Source organism: Janthinobacterium sp. EB271-G4-7A (assembly GCF_020858075.1).
In the GTDB taxonomy this organism is placed as follows: domain Bacteria; phylum Pseudomonadota; class Gammaproteobacteria; order Burkholderiales; family Burkholderiaceae_D; genus Janthinobacterium; species Janthinobacterium lividum.
In genome coordinates, this window is record NZ_JACYMI010000005.1 from 180566 (window position 1) to 205368 (window position 24803).

General features: G+C 61.3%; 23 protein-coding genes. 6 read left to right on the plus strand and 17 right to left on the minus strand.

Annotation, left to right across the window (positions count from 1 at the left end; all coding sequences use genetic code 11):
- Window positions 1-2 precede the first annotated feature (2 nt).
- The 7 genes from ubiE to IGS58_RS25720 all read right to left on the minus strand — a co-directional run bounded on the left by ubiE (window position 3) and on the right by IGS58_RS25720 (window position 8153).
- Entirely contained in the window at window positions 3-737 is a 735-nt protein-coding gene (gene ubiE, locus IGS58_RS25690; RefSeq protein ID WP_034778407.1) for a bifunctional demethylmenaquinone methyltransferase/2-methoxy-6-polyprenyl-1,4-benzoquinol methylase UbiE, read from the minus strand.
- Between the two features lie 29 nt (window positions 738-766).
- Window positions 767-2008, minus strand: a complete 1242-nt coding sequence (locus IGS58_RS25695) for an RNA polymerase sigma factor (RefSeq protein ID WP_230523041.1) — start codon at window positions 2006-2008, stop codon at window positions 767-769.
- Between the two features lie 2 nt (window positions 2009-2010).
- The gene (locus tag IGS58_RS25700) at window positions 2011-2355 is read right to left on the minus strand and encodes a YciI family protein (RefSeq protein ID WP_034778403.1); all 345 of its coding nucleotides are present in this window, start codon (window positions 2353-2355) and stop codon (window positions 2011-2013) included.
- Between the two features lie 98 nt (window positions 2356-2453).
- The gene (locus IGS58_RS25705) at window positions 2454-2903 is read right to left on the minus strand and encodes a gamma-butyrobetaine hydroxylase-like domain-containing protein (RefSeq protein ID WP_034778401.1); all 450 of its coding nucleotides are present in this window, start codon (window positions 2901-2903) and stop codon (window positions 2454-2456) included.
- Between the two features lie 9 nt (window positions 2904-2912).
- Window positions 2913-3356 (minus strand): HIT family protein, encoded by a 444-nt coding sequence (locus IGS58_RS25710; protein ID WP_070278972.1) that lies wholly within the window; start codon window positions 3354-3356, stop codon window positions 2913-2915.
- Window positions 3353-7393, minus strand: a complete 4041-nt coding sequence (locus tag IGS58_RS25715; protein ID WP_230523042.1) for a DUF3683 domain-containing protein — start codon at window positions 7391-7393, stop codon at window positions 3353-3355. Before IGS58_RS25715 ends, IGS58_RS25710 begins: the two co-directional genes overlap by 4 nt.
- 268 nt (window positions 7394-7661) lie before the next feature.
- Window positions 7662-8153, minus strand: coding sequence for a YqaA family protein (locus IGS58_RS25720; RefSeq protein ID WP_034778395.1), 492 nt, complete (start codon window positions 8151-8153; stop codon window positions 7662-7664).
- A gap of 201 nt (window positions 8154-8354) precedes the next feature.
- On the opposite strand from IGS58_RS25720, the gene ilvA reads away from it, so the two are divergent.
- From ilvA to rapZ, 5 genes are all read left to right on the plus strand, one after another.
- The gene (gene ilvA / locus IGS58_RS25725; RefSeq protein ID WP_034753344.1) at window positions 8355-9890 is read left to right on the plus strand and encodes a threonine ammonia-lyase, biosynthetic; all 1536 of its coding nucleotides are present in this window, start codon (window positions 8355-8357) and stop codon (window positions 9888-9890) included.
- Window positions 9891-10111: 221 nt separating this feature from the next.
- The gene (gene queF / locus IGS58_RS25730) at window positions 10112-10954 is read left to right on the plus strand and encodes an NADPH-dependent 7-cyano-7-deazaguanine reductase QueF (RefSeq protein WP_230523043.1); all 843 of its coding nucleotides are present in this window, start codon (window positions 10112-10114) and stop codon (window positions 10952-10954) included.
- A gap of 343 nt (window positions 10955-11297) precedes the next feature.
- Complete coding sequence (locus IGS58_RS25735) at window positions 11298-11780, plus strand: PTS sugar transporter subunit IIA (RefSeq protein ID WP_034753339.1); 483 nt, start codon at window positions 11298-11300, stop codon at window positions 11778-11780.
- A gap of 39 nt (window positions 11781-11819) precedes the next feature.
- The gene (gene hprK / locus IGS58_RS25740; RefSeq protein ID WP_034753337.1) at window positions 11820-12755 is read left to right on the plus strand and encodes an HPr(Ser) kinase/phosphatase; all 936 of its coding nucleotides are present in this window, start codon (window positions 11820-11822) and stop codon (window positions 12753-12755) included.
- A gap of 321 nt (window positions 12756-13076) precedes the next feature.
- Window positions 13077-13940, plus strand: coding sequence for an RNase adapter RapZ (gene rapZ / locus IGS58_RS25745; RefSeq protein ID WP_035824128.1), 864 nt, complete (start codon window positions 13077-13079; stop codon window positions 13938-13940).
- Here rapZ and IGS58_RS25750 read toward each other — a convergent pair whose 3' ends face one another.
- The 8 genes from IGS58_RS25750 to IGS58_RS25785 all read right to left on the minus strand — a co-directional run bounded on the left by IGS58_RS25750 (window position 13941) and on the right by IGS58_RS25785 (window position 20660).
- Window positions 13941-15026, minus strand: a complete 1086-nt coding sequence (locus IGS58_RS25750; RefSeq protein WP_230523044.1) for an enoyl-CoA hydratase/isomerase family protein — start codon at window positions 15024-15026, stop codon at window positions 13941-13943.
- Between the two features lie 135 nt (window positions 15027-15161).
- Window positions 15162-15524: a ribosome hibernation-promoting factor, HPF/YfiA family gene (hpf, locus tag IGS58_RS25755; protein WP_034778388.1), complete on the minus strand. Its 363-nt coding sequence runs from the start codon at window positions 15522-15524 to the stop codon at window positions 15162-15164.
- Window positions 15525-15593: 69 nt separating this feature from the next.
- A complete protein-coding gene (locus tag IGS58_RS25760; protein WP_230523045.1) occupies window positions 15594-17072 on the minus strand; it encodes an RNA polymerase factor sigma-54 in 1479 nt (492 codons plus the stop codon).
- Between the two features lie 4 nt (window positions 17073-17076).
- On the minus strand, window positions 17077-17832 hold the full coding sequence (lptB, locus tag IGS58_RS25765; RefSeq protein WP_034778383.1) for an LPS export ABC transporter ATP-binding protein: 756 nt from the start codon (window positions 17830-17832) through the stop codon (window positions 17077-17079).
- Window positions 17832-18413, minus strand: a complete 582-nt coding sequence (lptA, locus tag IGS58_RS25770) for a lipopolysaccharide transport periplasmic protein LptA (protein ID WP_034778381.1) — start codon at window positions 18411-18413, stop codon at window positions 17832-17834. The genes lptB and lptA overlap by 1 nt, the downstream gene beginning before the upstream one ends.
- A gap of 25 nt (window positions 18414-18438) precedes the next feature.
- Entirely contained in the window at window positions 18439-19050 is a 612-nt protein-coding gene (gene lptC, locus IGS58_RS25775) for an LPS export ABC transporter periplasmic protein LptC (protein ID WP_070259590.1), read from the minus strand.
- A 42-nt stretch (window positions 19051-19092) separates the two neighbouring features.
- Entirely contained in the window at window positions 19093-19626 is a 534-nt protein-coding gene (locus tag IGS58_RS25780) for a KdsC family phosphatase (RefSeq protein ID WP_230523046.1), read from the minus strand.
- Window positions 19626-20660 (minus strand): KpsF/GutQ family sugar-phosphate isomerase, encoded by a 1035-nt coding sequence (locus tag IGS58_RS25785; RefSeq protein WP_070259613.1) that lies wholly within the window; start codon window positions 20658-20660, stop codon window positions 19626-19628. Before IGS58_RS25785 ends, IGS58_RS25780 begins: the two co-directional genes overlap by 1 nt.
- An 84-nt stretch (window positions 20661-20744) precedes the next feature.
- Between IGS58_RS25785 and IGS58_RS25790 the strand changes: the two genes are divergently transcribed.
- A complete protein-coding gene (locus tag IGS58_RS25790; protein WP_034778378.1) occupies window positions 20745-22724 on the plus strand; it encodes a monovalent cation:proton antiporter family protein in 1980 nt (659 codons plus the stop codon).
- Here IGS58_RS25790 and IGS58_RS25795 read toward each other — a convergent pair whose 3' ends face one another.
- Window positions 22725-23882, minus strand: a complete 1158-nt coding sequence (locus IGS58_RS25795; RefSeq protein WP_230523047.1) for a GGDEF domain-containing protein — start codon at window positions 23880-23882, stop codon at window positions 22725-22727.
- Window positions 23883-23916: 34 nt separating this feature from the next.
- The gene (locus tag IGS58_RS25800) at window positions 23917-24768 is read right to left on the minus strand and encodes an MOSC domain-containing protein (protein WP_099389878.1); all 852 of its coding nucleotides are present in this window, start codon (window positions 24766-24768) and stop codon (window positions 23917-23919) included.
- Window positions 24769-24803 lie beyond the last annotated feature (35 nt).

The following is a 24803-nucleotide window of genomic DNA, read 5'->3' on the forward strand; positions in this document are numbered from 1 at the left end:
AATTACATCTTGATGCCAGTATGCAAAGCGGCAATGCCTGCCGTCAAATTGTAGTACTGCACGCGCTCCAGGCCCGCCGTTTCCATCATGGTCTTCAGCGTTTCCTGGTCCGGATGCATGCGGATCGATTCTGCCAGGTAGCGATAGCTTTCCGCGTCGCCGGCGATTTTCTGTCCAAACCACGGCAAGACCGAGAACGAATACAGGTCGTACGGCTTTTGCAGGGGTGCTGCCACCTTGGAAAACTCCAGCACCAGCAGCTTGCCGCCCGGTTTCAGCACGCGGCGCATTTCCGCCAGCGCCACATCCTTGTGCGTCATGTTGCGCAGGCCAAAGGCCACGCTGACACGGTCGAAATAATTATCGGGGAATGGCAGCTTTTCCGCGTCACACAACATGGTGGGGGTGAGCAAGCCGCGATTCAAGAGGCGGTCGCGGCCCACGCGCAACATCGATTCATTGATATCGGTCAACCAGACTTCGCCGGTAGGGCCCGCCTGCTTGGCGAATGCCTTCGACAGGTCGCCCGTGCCGCCGGCAATGTCGAGCACCTTGAAACCGGGGCGCACGCCCGCATTGGCAATGGTAAACGTCTTCCACAGACGGTGCAGCCCGCCCGACATCAAGTCGTTCATCACGTCGTATTTGGCAGCGACGGAATGGAACACCTTGGCGACTTCGCGCACTTTGTCGTCTTCTGCAACTGTTTTGTATCCGAAATGGGTCGTATTGGTCATGGTAGGCAGTCTGTTTGAACTTGGGAGCATTATACAAGCGGCAGGCGCATTTCCCCGTGACGCCGGAGAAGGTATTGCCTTTCCACTGCATTCGAAGCCAGCATTGCCGCCCGGGCATACGCCGCCAGCGCCCCCGGCCGGTCGCCCTGGCGGCGCAGCAAGTCGGCCCGGGCCGCGTGCAGATAGTGCGAATTAGCAAGGCTGGGCACGGTTTCCAGCCGCGCCAGCCAGGCCAGGCCGTGTGCGGCACCGTGCGCCATGGCGCAGGCGATCACGGCATTGAGCAAGATCAATGGCTCCGGCTTGTGCCGCAGCAAGGCGCCGTACAGGGCGCTGATCTGGCGCCAGTCCGTCTGGCTGGCCGTGGGAACTTTGGCGTGCAAAGCGGCAATGGCTGCCTGCAGCTGATATACCCCTGGCGCGCGCGCAAGCAAAGCCAGTTCCAGCAGCGCCAGTCCCTCGGCAATCAGGGCGTCATCCCACAGGCGCCGGTCCTGCTCTTCCAGGGTCAGCAAATGTCCCTCGGGCGACAGGCGGGCCGGACCGCGCGACGCCTGCAGCAGCATCAGTGCCAACAGCCCCTGCACTTCCGGCTGGCAGGGCTGCAGGCTGTCAAGCAGCCGCCCCAGGCGCAGCGCCTCGGCGCACAGGTCGGCGCGCAGCAGGGTGTCGCCGCCGCTGGCGCAATAACCCTCGCTGAACACCAGGTAAATCACGTGCAGCACTTGCGCTAGCCGTTGCTGCAATTCTTGCTCAGGTGGCAACTCGAAAGGAATGCGCGCTTCGGCGATCTTGCGCCTGGCGCGCAATAAGCGCTGCGACAGGGCCGCTTCCGCCACGCCGAAGGCGCGCCCGATCTCGGCCGTGGACAAGCCACACAGGGTGCGCAGGGCCAGCGCCACCTGCGCCTCGGGCGCCAGCGCGGGATGGCAGCAGATGAACAGCAGGCGCAGGCGGTCGTCCCCGATGGCGTGCGCTTCTTCAATCACGGCCGCCGGCAGGCAGGACAGCACGGCTTCGGCCTCGCTGACGCTCTTGCCCGCCCGGCGCACGTGATCGAGGCCCGCATTGCGCGCCACGGCACTGAGCCAGGCGGCGGGATTATCGGGGATGCCCGCCCCCGGCCACAGTTCCAGCGCCTTGCGGCACGCTTCCTGCAACACATCTTCCGCCAGACCCAGGTCGCCGAAGCGCCGCATCAGGCCGGCCAGCACCCGGCCCTTTTCCTGGCGAAAGACGTGCTCGACGGCCGCAATGGCGTCGCCGGCCATGTTTATGCCGTGACAGGCCGTACTTCGATGGTGCCCAGGGAGGCGGCCGGACAGCGCCCGGCCCAGGCCAGCGCCTCGTCCAGGTGGGCGCAATCCAGCAGATAATAGCCGCCCAGCTGCTCCTTGGTTTCCGCGAACGGCCCATCCGTGATGACAGGCTTGCCGTTTTGCACACGCACGCTGGTAGCGCTGCGCACGGGCGCCAGTTCCGCGCCCCCGCGCAGCACGCCAGCGGCCTCCAGGTCTTGCGTATAGCTGGCAAAGTCGGCCATCAGGCTAGCCATCTGGCCCTCCTCCATGGCTTCATAGCGCGCCTCGTCGGCGTAGATCAGGATCATGTATTCCATAGTCTCTTCTCCAAAAGAAAAATGCCCGCAAGCGCGGGCATTCATACGACGAATGGATATGCGGCAATCCGACAAGCTTACCGCATTATTTTTTCACCTTAGTGTTTGTGCCCGCAGCTGGGTCCATGGACGTGTCCGGAAGATTGCTTGACCGTCATGTCGGCCTTGGCGTCGCGGCCGCTGTCGCCCGGATAGCCGGCTGCCGTCAGGCGGTCCAGGTAATCCTGCCACAGGGTCGCTTGCTCCGCGCCCAGCTTGTACAGATAAGCCCAGGTGTACAGGCCGGAATTGTGGCCATCGCTGAAGGTGGGCTGCACGGCGTAGTTACCGACCGGTTCCAGGCCCGTGATGCCGACCAGGCGTTTTCCTAATTGCAAGGTTTCCTGGCCCTTGCCATGGCCTTGCACTTCGGCCGACGGCGAGTACACGCGCAGGTATTCGAACGGCAGCGCAAATTCGCTGCCATCATCGAAAGCCACGTCGAGCACGCGCGACTGGTTATGCACGGTCAAGCCGGTGGGTTGGGGCGTTGCTACTTTTTCAGTCATGACAATACTTTATGCGGATAAACGTTGAATGATGGCGTCGCGCAAGGCCGGCAACAGGGCGCGGCGCGCGGCCAGCACCTCGGGTGCCGTCTCGCGCTGGATCACCGCCCAGCTGGGATTCGGAAAATGCGCATCGTCGCGGTAGCGGGGAATCACGTGCCAATGCACGTGCGGCGTCATGTTGCCGAAACTGGCCACATTGACCTTTTCCGGCTGCATCACTTCACGCACGGCCAGTTCGACTTGCCACACGACTTCCATCACATAGTTGCGCTCACCGGGCGTCAGGTCCGTCATTTCCTTGACGTGCTTGTTCCAGATCACGCGGCAAAAGCCGGGATAGGCGGCGTCATCAACCGCCACCACGGACAGGCGCTCGCTGCGCCACAGCAAGGCTTCACAGCCCTGCTTGTTGGCAAAGCCGTCGAGCAGTGTGCACAGATCGCAGGTCACACCAACACCCGTTCAATGCCGCCGTCATTGGCGCGTTTCACGTAATCCGGCATCCAGTTCTCTCCCAGCAAGTGTTTGGCGATCTCGACGACGATGTAGTCGGCCGTCGTGCCCGAATCGTCATTGTAGCGCGACAAGCCTTGCAGGCACGACGGGCAGCTGGTGAGGATCTTCACGTCGCCAGTAAAACCGTCGCCGCGCAGCTTGTCAGCGCCCTTGACCATTTCTTCTTCCTTGCGGAAACGCACTTGCGTGGAAATGTCGGGGCGCGTGACGGCCAGCGAACCCGATTCGCCGCAGCAACGGTCATTCTTCTCGATCTTCACGTTATCCACCGTGCTGATCAGGGAATTGATGGTCTTGCCCGATTCCTGCAGCTTCATCGGATTGTGGCATGGCTCGTGGTACATATAGCGCGTACCGTTGACGCCTTCCAGCTTGACGTTTTTCTCCAGCAAATACTCATGGATATCCATGATGCGGCAGCCAGGGAAAATCTTTTCAAACTGGTAGGTGGCCAGCTGGTCGTAACAGGTGCCGCACGAGACGAGCACCGTCTTGATGTCCAGGTAATTGAGCGTGTTGGCCATGCGGTGGAACAGGACGCGGTTATCCGTCATCATCTTCTCGGCCTTGTCGAACTCGCCCGCGCCCCGCTGCGGATAACCGCAGCACAGGTAGCCCGGCGGCAAGACCGTCTGCACGCCCACTTCCCACAGCATCGCCTGCGTGGCCAGGCCCACTTGCGAGAACAGCCGTTCCGAACCGCAACCGGGGAAGTAGAACACGGCTTCCGTATCGGCCGTGGTCGTCTTCGGATTACGGATGATCGGGATGACCTTGTCGTCTTCGATGTCGAGCAGCGCGCGCGCCGATTTCTTCGGCAGGTTGCCCGGCATCTTTTTGTTGATGAAATGGATCACCTGCGCCTTGACGGGCGGCTTGCCCGTCGATGGCGGCGGCGCCTTGGTTTGCTTCTTGGCAAACTTCTTCAGCAAGTCATGGCCCAGGCGCTGCGCCTTGTAACCCCAGCCGATCATGACCTTGCGCGTGGCGTTGATGGTCACGGGATCGGTGGCGTTGAGGAACATCATCGTTGCCTTGGTGCCCGGATTAAAGCTCTTCTTGTCCATCTTGCGCAGCAAGTTGCGCATGTTCATCGACACGTCGCCGAAATCGATGTTGACGGGGCAAGGCGTGACGCACTTATGGCACACCGTGCAATGGTCGGCCACGTCTTCGAACTCTTCCCAATGCTTGATGGAAATACCGCGGCGCGTCTGCTCTTCGTACAGGAACGCTTCGATCAGGGACGAGGTCGCCAAGATCTTGTCGCGCGGCGAGTACAGCAAATTGGCGCGCGGCACGTGGGTCGAGCACACGGGCTTGCACTTGCCACAACGCAAGCAATCCTTGACGCTGTCGGCGATGGCGCCGATATCGCTTTGCTGCATGATCAAGGACTCATGCCCCATCAGGCCAAACGATGGCGTGTAGGCATTGCGCAAGTCGGCACCCATGCCCGGCAGGTTCAGCAATTTGCCTTTATTAAAACGGCCTTCCGGATCGATGCGCTGCTTGTAGCTGCGGAATTCGCCGATCTCTTCTTCCGTCAAGAATTCCAGCTTGGTGATGCCGATACCATGCTCGCCGGAAATGACGCCATTCAGCGAGCGGGCCAAAATCATGATGCGGCCCACGGCTTGATGGGCATCCTGCAGCATTTCGTAATTGTCCGAGTTGACGGGCAAGTTCGTATGCACGTTGCCGTCGCCCGCATGCATGTGCAGGGCGACAAAGACGCGCGAACGCAGGATGCGCGCGTGGATGGCGGTTGCCTCGTCGAGGATCAGCTTGAATGCGGCGCCGTTGAAGATCTGGCGCAACTGGGCGCGGATTTCCTGCTTCCAGGTGATGCGCACGGTGCGGTCCTGCACCACGTCGAACAGGGTGGCGTCAGGCTGCGTTTCCAGGCGCGCATCAAACACGGGCAGCAAGCGTTCCATGCCCAGTTCGGCCAATTCGCCCTTCACGTCCGCCAGCGGACGGTCCAGCTGGGCCAGCAGATAGGTCCAGCGGCTCGTCACTTGCGCCAGCAGCTGCTGTGCCTGCTCGGCGCGGTCGCCCAGCATTTCCGCATCGTCGACCCGGTCGTCCGATGCATCGTCGCTCTTGCCTATTGGCAAATTACCTTTGCCAAAGAATTCGCTCAAGGCGTCCGCCAGTTGCAGCTTGTTCTTGATCGACAGCTCGATATTGATGCGTTCGATGCCATCCGTGTATTCGCCCATGCGATTGAGCGGAATCACCACGTCTTCATTGATCTTGAAAGCGTTGGTGTGCTTGGCGATCGCCGCCGTGCGGGCCCGGTCGAGCCAGAATTTCTTGCGCGCTTCCGGGCTGACGGCAACAAAGCCTTCGCCCACGCGGGTGTTGGCGATGCGCACCACTTCCGATGCCGCTTGCGCGACGGCGTTTTCATCGTCGCCGACGATGTCGCCAAACAGGGCCATCTTCGGCAGCACGCCCCGCTTCGACTTGGTGGCGTAGCCGACGGCGCGCAGGTAGCGCTCGTCCAGGTGTTCCAGGCCCGCCAGGCGGATGGTCGTATATTGCTCGCCCTTGGCCGGCAAGCCATCGAGGTAATCCTTGATTTCCACGATCGACGGGATCGCATCGCGCGCCTGGCCAAAGAATTCCAGGCAGACGGTACGGGCGAATTTCGGCATCTTGTGCAGAATCCAGCGCGCCGACGTGATCAGGCCGTCGCAGCCTTCTTTCTGGATGCCCGGCAAGCCGGCGAGGAATTTGTCCGTCACGTCCTTGCCCAGGCCCTCTTTACGGAACTTGCGGCCAGGAATTTCCAGGATTTCCGTCTTGAACGGTGCGTTCGGCTTTGTCGCGTCGCGCGTGCTCGGGTGACGCCATTCCAGCTGGAAACGTGCCAGGGCGATATCGTGGATCTTGCCCAGGTTATGGTCGAGGCGCGTGACGTCGAGCCAGTCGCCGTTGGGGTCGACCATGCGCCACGAAGCCAGGTTGTCCAGCGCCGTACCCCACAGCACGGCCTTCTTGCCGCCCGCATTCATGGCGACGTTGCCGCCGATGCAAGAGGCGTGCGCCGAGGTCGGGTCGACGGCAAACACGAAACCGGCCTTCTCGGCCGCTTCCGACACTTTATTCGTGATCACGCCCGCGCCCGAATTGATCGTCGCGTATTCGTGCGTGAGGCCCGGCAAGACCGTCATTTCCACGGCGCCCAGGGTAATGAGTTTTTCCGTGTTGATGACGGCCGACATCGGCGTCAATGGAATCGCGCCGCCCGTGTAGCCGGTGCCGCCGCCGCGCGGGATGATGGTCAGTCCCAGCTCGATACAGCCCTTCACCAGGCCGGCCATTTCCTCTTCCGTGTCGGGCGTCAGGACGACGAACGGGTATTCCACACGCCAGTCGGTGGCGTCCGTCACGTGCGACACGCGCGTCATGCCGTCGAAGCGCACATTGTGTTTTTCCGTGTAGCGGCCCAGCACCTTGACCGTGCGCTTGCGCAAGTCGTAGGTCTTGCGGAATTCGTCGCCAAAGTCGGCCACGGCCTTGCTGGCCGCTTTCAGCAGCAACTCCACATTGGCACTACGCGCCTTGGCAACTTCAGGCGATTCGCCACTGGCGGCCACGTCGCCGCCGGCCGCATCGATGGACAGGCGGCGCTTGTCGACTTCGGCCAGGCGATGATGCAAGGCATCGATCAAGCCCTGGCGGCGCTTCGGGTTGTCGAGCAAGTCATCTTGCAGATACGGATTGCGGCGCACGACCCAGATATCGCCCAGCACCTCGTACAGCATGCGGGCCGAACGGCCTGTCTGACGGGCGCCGCGCAGCTCGTCGAGCAGGCGCCAGGAGTCCTCCCCCAACAGGCGTATGACGATCTCGCGATCGGAAAACGACGTGTAGTTATACGGGATTTCGCGCAGGCGGCTTGCTGCGGGACCATTCGGCGTTTCTGCCAGTAAAGCTTGGATATGTGCGGGAGCGTTCATGGAGTGTGGTGACGATGTGGACTGGACCCTAAAGGCCCATTTTATCTTATTGCGCCGCACCATGCCGGAACAGCCTTAGGCCGCCTAAGGTTTAAACACCCCATCCGCCACAATAGCAAATACGGAAAAGCCTTCTTTTACATGAATAAAAAATCAGTCTTGGTGATTTTTTGACGCAAAAATGCCAAGAATCGGACTCTGCTGCAAACTATCGAACTGCCCAAAAATGGGGCAAACTGGCGTTGCATTACACCCGTTTGCCTGCCGTTTACGCCAGCATTTGTCCAATCCTGTGCCATACGCCATCGGGCACGTACAGCAGCAAGCCCGTCATGGTCAGGTAGCGCGCGCACTTGCCGACGGCCATGTAGGCCACGCTGGGCCAGAACGGCAGCTTGAGCCAGCCGGCCAGCGTGCACAGGGGGTCGCCCACGAGCGGCAGCCAGGCCAGCAGCATGGTCTTGGCCCCATAGCGGGCCAGCCAGCGGAACCAGCGCGTGTCGCGCTCCTTGGCAAACGCCTGCTTGGCCCGGTAGCCCATCCAGTAGTCGACGATACCGCCCAGGGTATTACCCAGGGTGGCGACGCCGATGGCGGCCCAGAACAGCGCGGGATTGGCCTTGATGACGGCAAAGACGGCCGGTTCCGAGCCGAGCGGCAACAAGGTGGCGGAAATAAAGCTGATCAGAAAGACCGATGTCAGCCCGACTTCCGGCGCTGCGATCAGTTGCAGCAGCCAGGCGATTGCGGATTCGATCATGGAACACTTCGCGATGCAGTAAGGCTCTCCATTATAATGAAGAGCAGCTTGCGCGCCGCACAATCCGCGCCGGCCGGCAAAGGCCTACCCGCCCGCAGTTCCATAGAGCATTATTGTCGCCAGGCTATCCGCCGCCGCGCCGCCGCTATCGCCCGACACGTTCCAGACCCTTTCTGGCCCAGAATCACTTGCTTGCAGACTATGAACATCGACTACCTCAAGAAAATCCTGACCGCCCGCGTCTATGACGTCGCTACCGAAACGCCACTGGAACTGGCCCCTGCCCTGTCGCAGCGCCTGAACAACCAGATTTACTTCAAGCGCGAAGACATGCAAAGCGTGTTCAGCTTCAAGATTCGTGGCGCCTACAACAAGATGTCCAAGCTGAGCGAAGCGGAACGCAAGCGCGGCGTGATTTGCGCCTCGGCCGGCAACCATGCCCAGGGCGTGGCCCTGTCGGCCGCGCGCATGGGTTGCCGCGCCGTCATCGTCATGCCGACCACCACGCCGCTGGTCAAGGTCGAGGCGGTCAAGGGCCGCGGCGGCGTGAACGTGGAAGTGGTGCTGCACGGCGAGTCGTACACGGATGCCTACAACCACGCGCTGACCCTGGAAAAGGAACAGAAGCTGACCTTCGTGCACCCGTTCGACGATCCGGACGTGATCGCCGGCCAGGGCACGATCGGCATGGAAATCCTGCGCCAGCACGCCGGCCCCATCCACGCCATCTTCGCACCCATCGGCGGCGGCGGCTTGATCGCCGGCATTGCCGCCTACGTGAAACAGATCCGTCCCGATATCAAGATCATCGGCGTGCAAAGCGTCGATTCGAACGCCATGGCCCGCTCGCTGAAAGCGGGCGAGCGCGTGACCCTGAACGACGTGGGCCTGTTTGCCGACGGCACGGCCGTGCGCCTGGCCGGCGAGGAAACTTTCCGCCTGGTGCAGGCGTATGTCGATGAAATCATCACCGTCGACACGGACGCCATCTGCGCCGCCATCAAGGATGTGTTTACGGATACGCGCAGCATTCTGGAACCGTCCGGCGCGCTGGCCATCGCCGGTGCCAAGGCCTATGTGGAACGGGCCAGCCTGACCAAGCATCCCGTCAACAATGAAACGCTGGTCACCATCGCCAGCGGCGCGAACATGAATTTCGACCGTTTGCGCTTCGTCGCGGAACGGGCCGAACTGGGCGAATTCCGCGAAGCCGTGTTTGCCGTCACCATGCGCGAACAGCGGGGCAGTTTTAAACGTTTCTGCTCGCTCATCGGCGCGCGCAACGTGACGGAATTTAATTACCGCATCAGCGATGAAAAAGCCGCGCACGTGTTCGTCGGCATCCAGATTGCCGACCGGCATGAATCGAGCGTGCTGGCCAAGACCTTCGAGGAACACGAATTCAAGACGCTGGACCTGACCCACGACGAGCTGGCCAAGTCGCACATCCGCCACCTGGTGGGCGGCAAGAGCCGGCTGGCGCAGGACGAGCTGCTGTACCGCTTCGAGTTCCCGGAGCGCCCGGGCGCGCTGATGCGCTTCCTCGACAGCATGGCGCCGAACTGGAATATTTCACTTTGCCATTACCGCAGCCAGGGCGGCGACGTGGGCCGCATCCTGATCGGCTTGCAAGTGCCGCCCGATGAAATGGGAGAGTTCGCCCGCTTCCTCGATACCTTGGGGTACCGTTACTGGGATGAGAGCAGCAATCCTGTGTATAAGCTGTTCCTGGGTTAAATGGAGTACACCTAACCAAACCTACTGCGCGTCGGTATAGGTGGCTTGCGATGCTCACCGTACTAAAGTACGGTTGCGCTTCTCGGCCACCTCTCCCTTCCGCTCGCTACGGTTTTGTTAGGTGTTGAAATTGCTCGAACCAGACTGATTCCTTTGCGCCAGTGCTTACCGTCCTAGTAAATAGGCTACCATGCGTGCTTGACTGAATTCACGCCATCACCATGACCACCACCAACGACCTCGCCGAACTGTCTCCCCTGGGCAAAAGCTCCGCCTACCGCACCGATTACGCGCCGGAATTGCTGTTTCCCATTCCGCGCCAGGGCAAGCGCGACGAGCTGGAATTGCACGGCACCTTGCCGTTTTTCGGCCTCGATATCTGGAATGCCTATGAACTGTCGTGGCTGAACCAGCGTGGCAAGCCGCAGGTGGCCATCGCCAAGGTCAGCGCGCCGGCCGATTCGCCGAACATCATCGAGTCGAAATCGTTCAAGCTGTACCTGAACTCCTTCAACCAGACCAGGCTGGACAGCCCGGATGCGCTGGTGGCATTGCTCAAGCAGGATTTATCGAACGGCTTCGGCGCGCCCGTGCAAGTGGAACTGACTTTGCAGGAAGATTTCGGCAAGCTGAAAATGGGCGAGTTCGATGGCGTGCTGCTGGACCGCTTGGACCTGGAAATCACGCAATACACGCCCTCGCCGCTGCTGCTGAAGGCAGCGCTGGACGAAGCGCCAGTGGAAGAAAAACTCGTCTCGCACTTGCTCAAATCGAATTGCCTGGTGACGGGCCAGCCCGACTGGGGCAGCGTGCAGATCGAGTATGCAGGACCGCAGATCGACCAGGAAAGCCTGTTGCGTTACCTAATCGGTTTCCGCGAGCACAATGAATTCCACGAACAATGCGTGGAACGCATCTTTGTCGATATCTTGCGTCAGTGCAAGCCGCAAAAACTGTCCGTGTATGCGCGCTATACGCGCCGCGGCGGCCTCGATATCAATCCTTGGCGCAGCAACTTCAGCACGGGAGCGATGCCGGGCAATCTGCGCAACGCCCGTCAGTAACATTAGGCAACACCGCGCAGCACCATGAAACCATGCCAACAGGAATGTTGGCTGTGTTTTAAAACAACGTTGCAGTAGTGCCGCAGAGCATGTCAAAGACGCTGAAAAATCGGAAAATCGGCATTCGGCGGCGGAAAAACCGGCGCGCCGCGTGTTTTTAATCAAGAAATAGCCGATACACGCCGATGTTATTTTTTTGCTAAAATGATGGTGACATGGGCTGTAGCGCCCACTGCGCCCGCAGCGGGCGTATACTGTTGAGAATTGGCGTTACAGGCCGCCGAAACAGGCCTATAATTCGGCTCGCAAGCCCTCTGCGCATTGCACCATTTCATTGAGTGTCATGACTAATCTTAGCAAAATACTATCCCTCGAAAACGTCCTGCTGGACCTGGAAGTCTCCAGTAAAAAACGTGCCTTCGAGCAAGCCGGCCTGATCTTCGAAAACAATTACGGCATCGCCCGCTCTACCGTCTCGGACAATCTGTTTGCCCGCGAACGCCTGGGCTCGACTGGTCTGGGCCATGGCGTGGCCGTGCCGCATGGCAGGGTCAAGGGCAGCAAAACCTTGAAATCGCCGCTGGGCGCCTTCGTCCGCCTGGCCGAGCCGATTCCGTTCGAGTCGCCCGATGGCAAGCCTGTCAATCTGCTGTTTTTCCTGCTGATTCCCGATCACGTCACCCAGCAACATCTGGAAATCCTGTCGGAAATCGCTGAAATGTTTTCCGATGACGCCTTCCGCACGGCACTGGCCACGGATCCGGAACCGAAATCCGTACATTCGCGCATCGTCAATTGGCAACCTAGTCTGCAAGCGGCGGGTTAAACTTCAGGTATTCCTCCACTCCTGAAGAAGAAGACTGCCATGTTGCAAACGCCACTGACGATACAACGCCTGTACGACGACAATCGTGAAAGTCTGCAACTGGGCTGGTTCGCCGGCTTCCCCGGCGGCGAGCGCCTGATCTCGGGCGATGTCTCGTCGGCCGCCGACCAGGTGGGCCACTTGAACCTGATCCATCCGGGCCGCATCCAGGTCTTCGGCCACCAGGAAATCAATTACTACCAGCGCCTGAAGGTCAACACGCGCACCCACGTGATCGGCGAGCTGATCGCCGGCGGTCCGCCCGCGCTGATCATCGCGCAAGGACTGGAAACGCCGCCCGACATCCTCGCTATCTGCGACGAGCAAAACATCCCCCTGTTCTCCACCCCGCTGCCGGCCGCGCAAGTGATCGACTTCCTGCGCGTCTATCTGTCTAAAAAGCTGGCGCAACGCATCATCATGCATGGCGTGTTCATGGACGTGCTGGGCGTGGGCGTGCTGATCACGGGCGATTCGGGCCTGGGCAAGAGCGAGCTGGGGCTGGAACTGATTTCGCGCAGCCACGGCCTGGTGGCCGACGACGCCGTCGAATTCTCGCGCATCGCGCCCAACATGATCGAAGGCCGCTGCCCGCCTTTGCTGCAAAACCTGCTGGAAGTGCGGGGCCTGGGCTTGCTCGATATCAAGGCCATCTTTGGCGAAACGGCCGTGCGCCGCAAGATGCGCCTGAAACTGATCGTGCATCTGGTGCGCCGCAACGCGCTGGAAGAGGAAGTCGAGCGCCTGCCTTTCCTGTTCCCCACGGAAGACGTGCTGGGTTTGCCCGTGCGCAAGGTCGTCATCCCCGTCGCCGCCGGCCGCAACATCGCCGTACTGCTGGAAGCGGCCGTGCGCAACACGATTTTGCAATTGCGCGGCATCGATACCTTGCAAGAGTTCATGGAGCGGCAACGACTCGCCATGAGTGGCGATTAATATTGCCAAGGAGTTCGCCCTTGCAAGGGCGAACCGTTACGCAGGCACGCAGCTGTGCTGCGTGAATTCCCTGCTGCACCAACGACTCGCCATGAGTGGCGATTAGCAAGTAGGTCGGATTAGCGCGGCAACGCCGTGCGTAATCCGACGACATTGTTGGCCCATGCCGCGGTGTCGGCTTACGCGCGACGCGCTAAGCCGACCTACGGTCGTGACGAGAGCGCCCTGCCAATCCCGGCAATATCACATTCCAAATTGCAATAATTTGTAAAGATAATTGCCTTGGAAGCAGAGCGCCGATCTTTATTGTATGATCGGCGTATGCATATCGTCCTTATCACCGGAATATCCGGCTCCGGTAAATCCGTCGCGCTCAATGTGCTGGAAGATACCGGCTACTATTGTGTCGACAACCTGCCGCCGGCCTTGCTGCCCAGCCTGGTGCAGACCCTGCTCGACGAAGGTACACCGCAACTGGCCGTCGCCGTCGATGCGCGCAGCGCCGAGTCGCTGACCAGCCTGCCGCACAATGTGGCCCTGCTGCGCGACCAGGGGCACGACGTCAAGGTCATGTTCCTGACAGCCACCACGCATTCGCTGGTGGCGCGCTTCTCGGAAACGCGGCGCAGCCATCCGCTGTCGCACGAATTGCGTCCGAACCAGAATCCGGCCAGCCGCCGCACGCTGATCGAGTGCATCTCGGAAGAACGCGAACGCCTGTCAGCCATCGAACAGCTGGGCCATGTGATCGACACGTCGGAACTGAGCGCCAACAAGCTGCGCGCCTGGATCAAGGATATCGTCGCCTCCGAACGCGCACCGCTGACCCTGTTCTTCGAATCGTTCGCCTTCAAGCTGGGCGTGCCGCTGGACGCCGATTTCGTCTTCGACGTGCGGGCCTTGCCTAATCCCTATTACGACCTGGCGCTGCGCCCGCTCGACGGCCGCGATGCGCCCGTGATCGCCTTCCTCGACGCGCAGCCGAGCGCGCTGGAACTGCTGGCCGACATCCGCGCCTTCATCGAGAAATGGTTGCCGTCATTCAAGTCCGACAACCGCAGCTACCTGACGGTGGCCCTGGGCTGCACGGGCGGCCAGCACCGCTCCGTGTACATGGCGGAGCGGCTGGCGCAGTATTTCGGCCCGAATGAACGCGTCGTCCTGCGCCACCGCGAACGCAGCTAATTAGTCGAGGTGGCGCAGCGGATGCGCCGCGGCTGGCCAGACGGGGGCAAAGAAGCGCGCCACCATGGCCGCATCGACGTCGTCCAGGCTGGCAGGGTTCCAGCGCGGTGCATTGTCCTTGTCGACCACCAGCGCGCGCACGCCCTCGAGCACTTCGCCATGTTCAAAATTGTGGCGCACCACCGTGCGCTCCATGCGCAGGCAATCGGCCACGCCCAGGTGGGCGCCCCGCTGCAGCAATTCCAGGGTCACCGACATCATCAAGGGCGAACGCAGGCGCATCGCTGCCAGCGCCTTGGCCGCGAACGCGCTGTCATCCTGCGCCAGCGAGGCCATGATGGCGGCCACGGAAGGGGCGCCGAAATGGCGGTCCAGCGCCGCGCGCGCCGTGGCCAGGGGAGATACCCCCGCCTCGGCCTGGAAAGGCGCCGCCAGCGCCTTGATGGCCACAGGCAAGGCCTCGCCCCGCGTCGATTCGAACAGGTCCAGCAGCGCCCCCATCTGCGCCTCAGGCACGTAGACATCGGCCAGCCCCGTGTACAGGGCATCGGCCGCGTTGATCGTCAAGCCCGTCAAGCCCAGGTACAGGCCCAGCTGGCCGGCCAGGCGGGATAGAAAATAACTGCCGCCCACGTCGGGAAACAAGCCGATATTGACTTCCGGCATGGCCATGCGCGTGCGGCCCGTCACGATGCGCAGGCGGTTGCCCGGCCCGGCTTGCGCCACGCCCATGCCGCCGCCCATCACCACGCCATCCATCACGGCGATATACGGTTTCGGGTAGAAATGAATTAAATGATTTAAAGCATATTCTTCCGTAAAGAAATCTTCCAGCATGGCGCTGCCGCCTTGCGGCGTGGCCAGGCCGGCATCGTAAAAGAAACGGATGTCGCCGCCGGCGCACAGGGCTTTTTCACTGCTGGAGCGGATCACCACGGCATCCACCTGCGGATCGTCGCGCCAGGCCAGCAAGGCCGCGCTCAGGGCGCGCACCATCTCCAGCGACAGGGAATTCAAGGCTTTCGGACGGTCGAGCACGATATGGCCCGTGCGGTTGCGGATGGAAGTCTGGACGAAGTCGCTCATGGCAGGCAGGAAAGAAGTGAAAGTGCAAACATTTTAGCCCCTGCGCGGCGAACATTGCGCTCAAAAGGTCCAGGCGCAAAAAAGGGCGCAAGATGTGCGCCCTTAGTTGATCACAACTGCTGGAAGCGGGTGGCCTTAGACGGCGACGACGGCTTCTTCCTCGGAGTTGTCTGGCAGATGCTTGATCGCCTCTTTACCGTGCCCTTGCACTTTGGTTTTGTATTTCATCACTTGCCTATCGAGCTTGTCGATCAGGGTATCGATCGCGGCGTACAGGTCGTGCGCCAAGCTTTCCACATAGACAGTCTTGCCGCTCAAACGCAGGTTGACTTCAGCCTTTTGACGTTTTTCTTTCTCTTTGAGGTTATCCACGGTCAGAATCACGGCGATATCGATGACTTGATCGAAATGACGTTTCACGCGCTCCAGCTTCGTTTGTACGTATTCACGGATGGCTGGTGTCACTTCGAGATGATGTCCGCTGATGGTGAGATTCATACACACTCCTAAAGATGATCGGGTTCGTGCGGTCCATCCTATCCGGCCCGCAGAGGAACCGAAAAAAACTTACAAACACTTACGCAGGCTCACTGGCGGAATTTTCAACGCTTCCCGGTATTTGGCAACAGTACGTCGCGCAATCACCATGCCTTGTTCCCCCAGCATGTCCGCAATCTTACTGTCGGATAAAGGATTTTTAGGGTCTTCTGCTCCTGTCAGTTGCACGATCAATGCCCGTATCGCCGTCGATGACGCTTCGCCCCCCGCTTCGGTGGCGACGTGGCTACCAAAGAAATATTTCAACTCGAACATGCCGTGCGGGGTCAGCATGTACTTTTGAGTTGTTACCCGCGAGATAGTACTCTCGTGTAAACCCAGTGTATCAGCTATTTCACGGAGCACAAGGGGACGCATGGCAACGGCCCCATGCGAGAAAAAGTTCTTTTGTCTTTCTACTATCGCCTGCGCCACGCGCAGGATCGTGTCGAAGCGCTGGCGCATATTCTTGATCAGCCACTTGGCTTCCTGCAACTGTGCGCCCATGGCGCCCTCGCCCTTGCCCTGCTTGAGCAAGTTGGCGTACATGGCATTGACGCGCAGGCGCGGCATGACATCGTTGTTCAGCGTGACTTGCCAGCCATTGCGCGCGCGCTTGACGACGACGTCGGGCACCACGTAATCGGACACGTCCGAGGCGAACACGGCGCCCGGATGCGGATTGCACTGGCGAATCACCGTCTGCGCTTCGCGCAAGTCTTCATCGTCGCAATCGAGGGCTTTTTTCAGCTTGTTGAAATCGCGCTGGGCAAACCAGGCCAGGTGCTTTTCCACGATGACGAGGGCCATGCGGCGCGTCACCATGGCGATGTGCGGCAAACGCTTGATTTGCAGCGCCAGGCATTCGGAGGCATTGCGCGCGCCCACGCCGGGCGGATCGAAACTTTGCAAGAGAGACAAGGCCGTGCGCATCTCGTCGGCGTCGATTTCCAGCTCTTCCGGCAGGCGCGCCAGGATGTCCTCGAGCGACTCTTCCAGGTAGCCATTGTCGTCGAGCGCGTCGATGATCAGCTCGACCAGCGCGCGGTCGCGCAATTCAAGTACCGTCACGCGCATCTGCTCCATCAGGTGTTCGCGCAGGGTGCAGTGATGGGCTTCGAGTTGCGGGCGCGAATCTTCGTCGTCGGGCGCCTTGCCGCGGCTCGCCTCGCTCCAGTCGCTGTCGCCGCCATCCGCGGCGGCAGGACCCTCGCCGGCATCGCCGTCAAAGGTTTCCGCTTCGGCCGGCGCTGTGGGCGCTTCCTGGCCTGGCGGCTGGGGCGGCGCTTCGGCCGGCGCTGCCGTGGAACTCAAGGCGCCATCGGACAGCAGGCGCAGCGAGCGGTCGAGCGGATCATCGAGGCGCTCGAGCAAGGGATTGTCCGTCAGCAATTGCTCTAGTTCCTGATGCAATTCCAGGGTAGACAATTGCAACAGGCGTATCGATTGCTGCAACTGCGGCGTCAGTGCCAGGTGCTGCGAAGTGCGCAGCTGCAATGATTGTTTCATTGGCTTACATGCGGAAGTGTTCGCCCAGATAGACCCGGCGTACCGACTCGTTCGCGATGATGTCGTCGGGGCGTCCCGACGCCAGTACCGAGCCCTGGTTGATGATGTAGGCACGATCGCAGATACCCAGCGTCTCGCGCACATTATGATCGGTGATCAGCACGCCGATATTGCGCTCCTTCAAGAAACGCACGATGCGCTGGATCTCGATCACGGCGATCGGATCGACGCCGGCGAACGGTTCGTCGAGCAGCACGAAACGGGGATCGGTGGCCAGCGCGCGGGCGATTTCCACGCGGCGGCGCTCGCCACCGGACAGGGACAGGGCCTGATTCTCGCGCAGCTTTTCAATCTGCAAGTCAGCCAGCAATTTATCCAGGCGCACCTCGATCTCGGCCTTCGTCAGCGGACGGCCTTCGACGGTCTGAATTTCCAGCACGGCGCGGATATTGTCTTCCACCGTCAGCTTGCGGAAGACGGACGCTTCCTGCGGCAGGTAGGACAGGCCCATCTGCGCGCGGCGGTGGATCGGCAGGCTGGAGATGTCCACGCCGCTGATATCGATGCTGCCGCCATCGGACGGCACCAGGCCGACGATCATGTAGAACGAGGTGGTCTTGCCGGCGCCGTTCGGGCCCAGCAAACCCACCACTTCGCCGCATTCGACTTGCAGCGAGACATCATGCACGACTTGCCGCTTGCCATAGGTTTTTTGCAGCCCGCGAACGATCAGGGTGCTGCCGCAACGAGTATTGTCCATTATTTCTTTCCTGGCGCGGGCGTGGCCGGCGCTTTCTCCGCCGCCGGTGCCTTGGTTTTCGGCTGGATCACCATGCGCACGCTGCCGCCATCCGGGGTGCTGGTGCCGCTGTTGGAATTTTCCATCGCAAACACTTCCTTGCGGCTGTCATACGAGATGAAGGCGCCATTGGCCACGTCGGTCACTTTCGTGCCTTCCAGGCGCGTCAGCTTGGCCCTGGAAAACAGTTTCACCACTTCCGTCTTGTTATCGTATTCCACGCGCTCCGCTTCGCCTTCCACCCACAGGTCGCCCGCGCCATCGCGCTTCTGGCGGAAGGTGGCAAGCTTGCCGGGATCGGCCCAGAAGGTAATAAACTGGTAGCCTTGCGGATCTTCCGTGATCACGGCGCGACCCGCCTTCATGGTCAGGGTCCCCTTGACCAGCACGACGTCGCCCGTCAGGGTGCGCACCTGCTTGATGTCATCGACGTGGCCACTGCGTGCCGTGATGACGGCTTCCTTCTCGGAATCGGCCTTCTCGGCATGCGCCACGCCCATGATGGCCAGGGAAAATACGGTCAACAGCAAGATGTTCTTCATAGTATGGTTTCCTTGTTTCATTCTGTCATTTTGCCGCCGCGGCCGGGCGCGGTTTCGGCGGGAGGACCATGCGCAGCGCATTCTGCACTTCCACCACGCCGGTGGCGTTATTGGCTTTCATGCCGATGCCATTGAGGCGCGAGGTGCCCGTCAGGATATCGACAGGCACGTCCGTTTCCATTCTTTCCTCATCCGGGAACACCGTCAGCGCTTCCGTCTTGACTGTCAGGTTCTGCGCCTTCGGACTGGCCACGCGGTCGATCACGACATTGCGGTGCAGTTGCAGCCGGGTATTGTCCTGATCGATATGCGCCAGTTCCGCATTCATGTTCATCGGTGGCATGCCTGGCGTGAGCTTGCGCACGAAGGGCCGGTCGATATCGGACGAATCGTCCAGCGGATAATGCGTGAGCTTGGTGCCCGACACGATATAGCTGGGTTTTCCCGTCAAGTCCATGCGCACCAGGCTGAAATTGGTAATGAAATAGTCGGGCTCATCCAGATGCTTGCTGGCCGTGATGTCCTGGCTATTCTTGTTCATCACCTCGAGCAGCCAAAAGCTGCCCAGCGCGACAACAACCGCGCCCAGCACGGTAAAGATCATGCGCCAGCGATGGGCGCCTCCTGGCTTACGCATAGGGCTTCACTCTTTCAAATGTCACTGGCGAGGCGGCGCGCCTCACTCCAGGAACGGCGCCATGACGCGCGCATAATTGTCCTGGGCACGCAGCAGGAATTCGCAGATCTCGCGCACCGCGCCGCGGCCGCCGCCGGCCTGCGTCACATGGTGGGCCAGGCCCTGCACTTCCGGGCGTCCGCCCGGCACGCTGACGGCAAAGCCGACGCGTTTCAGGATGGGCGCATCGATGACGTCGTCGCCGATATAGCCGCATTGCTCTTCCGTCAAGCCCGTCAGCGCCAGCAGTTCGCGAAACGGCGTCAGCTTGTCGTGGCCGCCCTGGTGCACGTGGGTAATGCCCAGGTCTTGCGCGCGGCGCGCCGTGATGGGCGAGCGGCGCGCGCTGATGATGGCCGTCTGCACGCCCGATTCCTGCAGCAGCTTGATGCCCAGGCCATCATACACATTAAACGTTTTCATCATCTCGCCGTCCGGGCCGAAATGCAGGCTGCCGTCGGTGAGCACGCCATCGACGTCAAAGATCATCAGTTTGACCTTGGCCGCGCGGGCCAGGTTGTCCGCCACGCTATCCATCAGATCACCTTCGCTTGCGTCAGATCATGGATATGCAGCGCGCCCACCAGTTTGCCGTCGGCATCGACGACCAGCATCTGGTTGATGCGGAACTGCTCCATCACGGCCACGGCGTCCACGGCCAGGCGTTCGGGCGCGATGCTGCGCGGCTGCGCATGCATGACGTCGCGGATCGCCACTTGCGTGAAATCCTGCACGCGCTCGAACATGCGGCGCAAGTCGCCATCCGTAAACACGCCCACGGGACGGTTGTCCGCGTCGACGACGGCCGTCATGCCCATGCCTTTTTTCGTCATTTCTTCCAGCGCCTGCAGCAAGGAAGCCTGCACGGGTACTTTCGGCACGCGTTCGCCGCTGCGCATGACATCATGCACGTGCGTGAGCAGGCGACGGCCCAGGGCGCCGCCCGGGTGCGAGCGGGCGAAATCTTCTTCCTTGAAGCCGCGCAAGTCGAGCAAGGCCACGGCCAGCGCGTCGCCCAGGGCCAGAGTGACGGTGGTGCTGGCCGTCGGCGCCAGGTTCAGCGGACAGGCTTCTTTCTCAACAGAAATATCCAGGTGCACGTCGGCCAATTGCGCCAGACTCGAATTCGGCTTGCCCGTCATGGAAATCAGCACGCCACCCATGCGCTTGACGACGGGCATGATGGCCATCAGTTCCGACGATTCGCCGGAGTACGATATGGCAATAAAAGCATCTTCCGAAGTGACCATGCCCAGGTCGCCATGGGCCGCTTCGGCCGGATGCACGAACAGGGCCGGCGTGCCGGTGGAAGCGAGGGTGGCGGCAATCTTGCGCGCGATATGGCCGGATTTGCCAATGCCGGAGACGACGACTCTTCCTTTGCATTGCAACAACATCGCCACGGCGCGGCCCACGCTGTCGTCCGTGGCCAGGCGCGCGTGCAGCGCAACGATGGCGTCGGACTCGATCTGCAAGGTGGTGCGGGCCAGCGCGACGGCGCGCTCGGTCGTCGCTTGCATGTCAATTCGATCAAAAGCTTTCAGCATTGTTTTTTCATGGGTTACACTCATGCCCAAAGTATAAACGAATTAGGAAAGCAAAAAACTTGCCAGTCACAACAAACAACGATTTCCATTGACCGCACCGGGCAACCCATGTTTTCCTCGCTTGAACTGACCCTGATGTTACTCGGCAGCGCCGTGCTGGGCGTGGTCGCTTTCAGAATGTTGCATTTGCCGCCCATGCTGGGCTACCTGGCCGTCGGCATCGTCATCGGCCCCCACGCGCTGGGCCTGGCGGCGGAAAACGAGGCCAGCCACACTCTGGCCGAATTCGGCGTCGTCTTCCTGATGTTTTCCATCGGGCTCGAGTTTTCCCTGCCCAAGTTCCTCGCCATGCGGCGCATCGTCTTCGGCCTTGGCATGGCGCAGGTGGTCACCACCATCATCGCCACCGTCTTCTTCGGCTGGTTCGTCGGACATTACCTGTCCGCCTACATCCACCTGAGCTGGCAAGCCGCCTTCGCCCTGGGCGGCGCGCTGGCCATGTCGTCGACGGCCATCGTCTCGAAAATGCTCACGGAACGGCTGGAACTCGAAAGCGAACACGGCCGCAAGATCATCGGTATTTTGCTGTTCCAGGACCTGGCCGTCGTGCCCCTGCTGATCCTCATTCCCGCCCTCACGCGCGATTCGGACAACCTGGCCGAAACCCTGGCCTGGGCCGGCGGCAAGGCCCTGGTGGTGCTGATCTTGCTGCTTTTCATCGGCCAGAAGCTGGTGCGCGGCTGGCTGACCATCGTCGCCAAACGCCGCTCGCAAGAGTTGTTCATGCTCAACCTGCTCCTGATTACCCTGGGCGCGGCCTGGATCACGGAACGGGCAGGACTGTCGCTGGCCCTGGGAGCGTTTGTTGCTGGCATGCTCATTTCCGAGACGGAATTCAAGCATCAGGTGGAAGAGGATATCAAGCCCTTCCGCGACGTGCTGCTGGGCCTGTTCTTCATCACCGTCGGCATGCTGCTCAATATCCGTGTGGTGTTTGAGAACTGGTGGCTCGTCTTGCTGCTGCTGTGCGGCCCCGTGCTGCTGAAATTCGCCCTGATCGCGGGCCTGGCCCGGCTGTTCGGCTCCAGCAACGGCGTGGCCCTGCGCACGGGGCTGGGACTGGCGCAGGCCGGCGAGTTCGGCTTCGTGCTGCTGAACCTGGCTGGCGGCATCAAGCTGATGGACCCGTTCGTCGTGCAGGTGGTGCTGGCGTCGATGGTGCTGTCGATGCTGGTGGCGCCCTTCCTCATCGCCAAGTCCGACGCCATCGTCATGAAACTGGCGGCCAACGACTGGATGATGCAATCGTTGGCGCTGACCAAGATCGCCACGCGCACCATGGCGTCGCAGAAACACGTGCTGATCGCCGGCTTCGGGCGCAGCGGACAAAGCCTGGCCACCCTGCTGGCGGAAGAAAAGATCGAATACCACGCGCTGGACCTGGACCCGGAACGGGTGCAGGAAGCGCAGCTGGCCGGTGCCCACGTCTCGTATGGCGACGCAGGCCGGCGCGAAAGCCTGGTGGCGGCCGGCATCTACCGGGCCAGCGCCGTGGTGATCACGTATGCGAATACGCCTTCGGCACTGAAGTTATTGCATTTGCTCAACGAAATGGCGCCAACCCTACCCGTCATCGTGCGCAGCCACGACGATACCGACCTCGACCAGCTGAAGAAGGCGGGCGCGGCCGAAGTGGTGCCGGAATTGATGGAAGGCAGCCTGATGCTCGCTTCGCACGCCTTGATCATGATGGGCGTGCCCCTGCGCCGCGTGGTGCACCGGGTGCAGGCGGCGCGCGAAGAACGCTATGCGTCCTTGCGCGGCTATTTCCACGGTTCCAGCGACGCGGGCGACGATGCCGAGCTGGAACGCCTGCATACGGTCACCGTCAACGAGGGCGCGCACTGCGTGGGACTGCCCTTGAGCACGATCGACGTGGCCGGCTGCGGCGCGTTTGTGACCGCCATCCGCCGCGGCCGGGGCCGCCTTGATGTCACCCCCGAGACGCAGCTGGCCAGCGGCGACGTGGTGGTGCTGCGCGGCACGGCCGACGCCGTGGCCAAAGCCGAAACCTTGCTGTTGAAATAATTAACCGGGCTGCGCCTGCCAGCTGACGACCTTGTTGCGGCCATCGGCCTTGGCCTGGTACAGGGCCTGGTCGGCGTGCGCCACCAGCTGCTGCGCCACCGTTTCGATGGGGAGTAGCGCCGCGTCCGCTTCCAGGCTGGCCACGCCGATCGACACGCTGACCCACGCTTGCGCGCTGCCCGGCAAGTCAAACATGGTGCCGGCGATGCTGGCGCGAATGCGTTCGGCAACAAAGGTCGCGCTATCGAAGTCGGCGTCGATCAGCAGGACGACGAATTCCTCGCCGCCGAAACGGCCCAGCGCATCGGAGCGGCGCAATTCCGTGCGGATGCGCGTGGCCACCTCGCGCAGCACTTCATCGCCGCCCTGGTGGCCATGCGTGTCATTGACCAATTTGAAATGGTCGATGTCGATATACATGCATGAGATGCAATAATTCTGGCGCCGCGCACGGGCGATTTCTTCCAGCAGCCGGCGGTCGATATAGCGCCGGTTGTAGACGCCCGTCAAGGAATCGGTCAAGCCGATGTATTTGAGCATTTCATTACTGATCACGTTTTCCAGGCATATGGCGATGATGGACGCCATGTGCTTGATGAAATCCGTGCCCAGCGCGGGCGTAAAGCGCGTCACGTCGCTGCTGGCCAGGTTCAGGCTGCCAATCAGGCGCTTGTTGCGCAGCAAGGGTACCAGCGCCACGCTGCGCAGAGCGTCGATTTGCGGAAAACGCGGGCCATGCACGGCCGCGTCGAAGGCACCCAGCAACGGCAACGGCGGCAAGGCCGCCTCCCCCTCGGCCACGGACGCCGGCGGAGCAAAACCCAGCTCCGCCACGGCATGCACAAACAACAACTGCGGGAAGGCGCTGAAATCGACGCCCAGCTTTTCCATCACCAGCACGATATCGTCATCCTCGTCGAGCAGGCTGAGGGTGACGCCGTCGAGGTCGGAAATCACGGGCAAAGTGCGGAAGATGGTGCCGATCAATTCGGGAAAGGTGGACGCGCTGACGATTTCCAGGTCGAACGCCTGGTGCCGGCACATGATGTCGTGGTTGCGCTCGACCTGTTCCAGCAGGAAAGCCATGCGCGCGCGCAAAGCCTGGTTTTCGGCTTCGAGGCTGGCAATGCGCGGGTCCGGCGGTATTGCTTGATTCATAGAAACCTTAAACCCTTGTGTGCGGGCGCCATGCTTAAAATGCCAGTTCGAAACCGATGTCCTGCCCCACCACGATACGCTCATCGCCGCCTTCGGTGACGATGGCGTTCATGCCGAAGCAGATGGCGCCGTCGAGCTCGGGTTTGGCGCGATAGCCATGCATGACGTCGAGCGGGTCCGGGCCGGGCACGCCCGTGGCCTGGTCCACCGACGGGATCGGGCAGCGCGAACACGGCTTGACGGGTTTCAAGGTGGTCGCGCCGAATTGCAGGAAGTCCGCGTAGTCTTCCTCGAAGGCGCCGATGTCGCCAATGACGAGGTTGGGACGGAAACGGTTCATCGGCAGCGCTTCACGGCCGGCGGCGCGCAGCTTGTCATTGACATCGGCTAGCGAGGCAGCACCGGCGATCAGCACGGGATAGCCATCGGCAAACATGGTCGAGGCAGCCACGCCATCCGTCCATTTGGTGCTGGTGGCGCGCACCACGTCCGGGTGAAAGCGCGCCAGGCGGCACGGCACGCCGATGGCCTTGGAAAACCACGTGGCCGTGACGTCGTCGCAATCGTAGGCGCGCACGGTATCGTCCCACACTTGCACGTCCAGCATCGGTGCCAGTTGCGGGTGCGGCAAGCCCAGCTCGATTTCCAGGCGCAGCATGCCCGGCGCGCGCAATTCCAGGGTCGTGGCCTTGATGGATGGCACGATCAGCGCCATGCGCGGATATTCGCGCTGGGTCAGGAAGCGGCCTTGCGCATCCACCACCATCCATTCGCGGTCGAACACGTGCTCGCTCATCAGCCCGGAACGCGTCAGGACGGCCTCGCGCAAATGGATGCCGGCGCACGATTTGATCGGATACAGGATGATGTCGGACAGGATAGCCATGGACAGGGGAGAAGGAACAGTATTGCTGCTTCTGC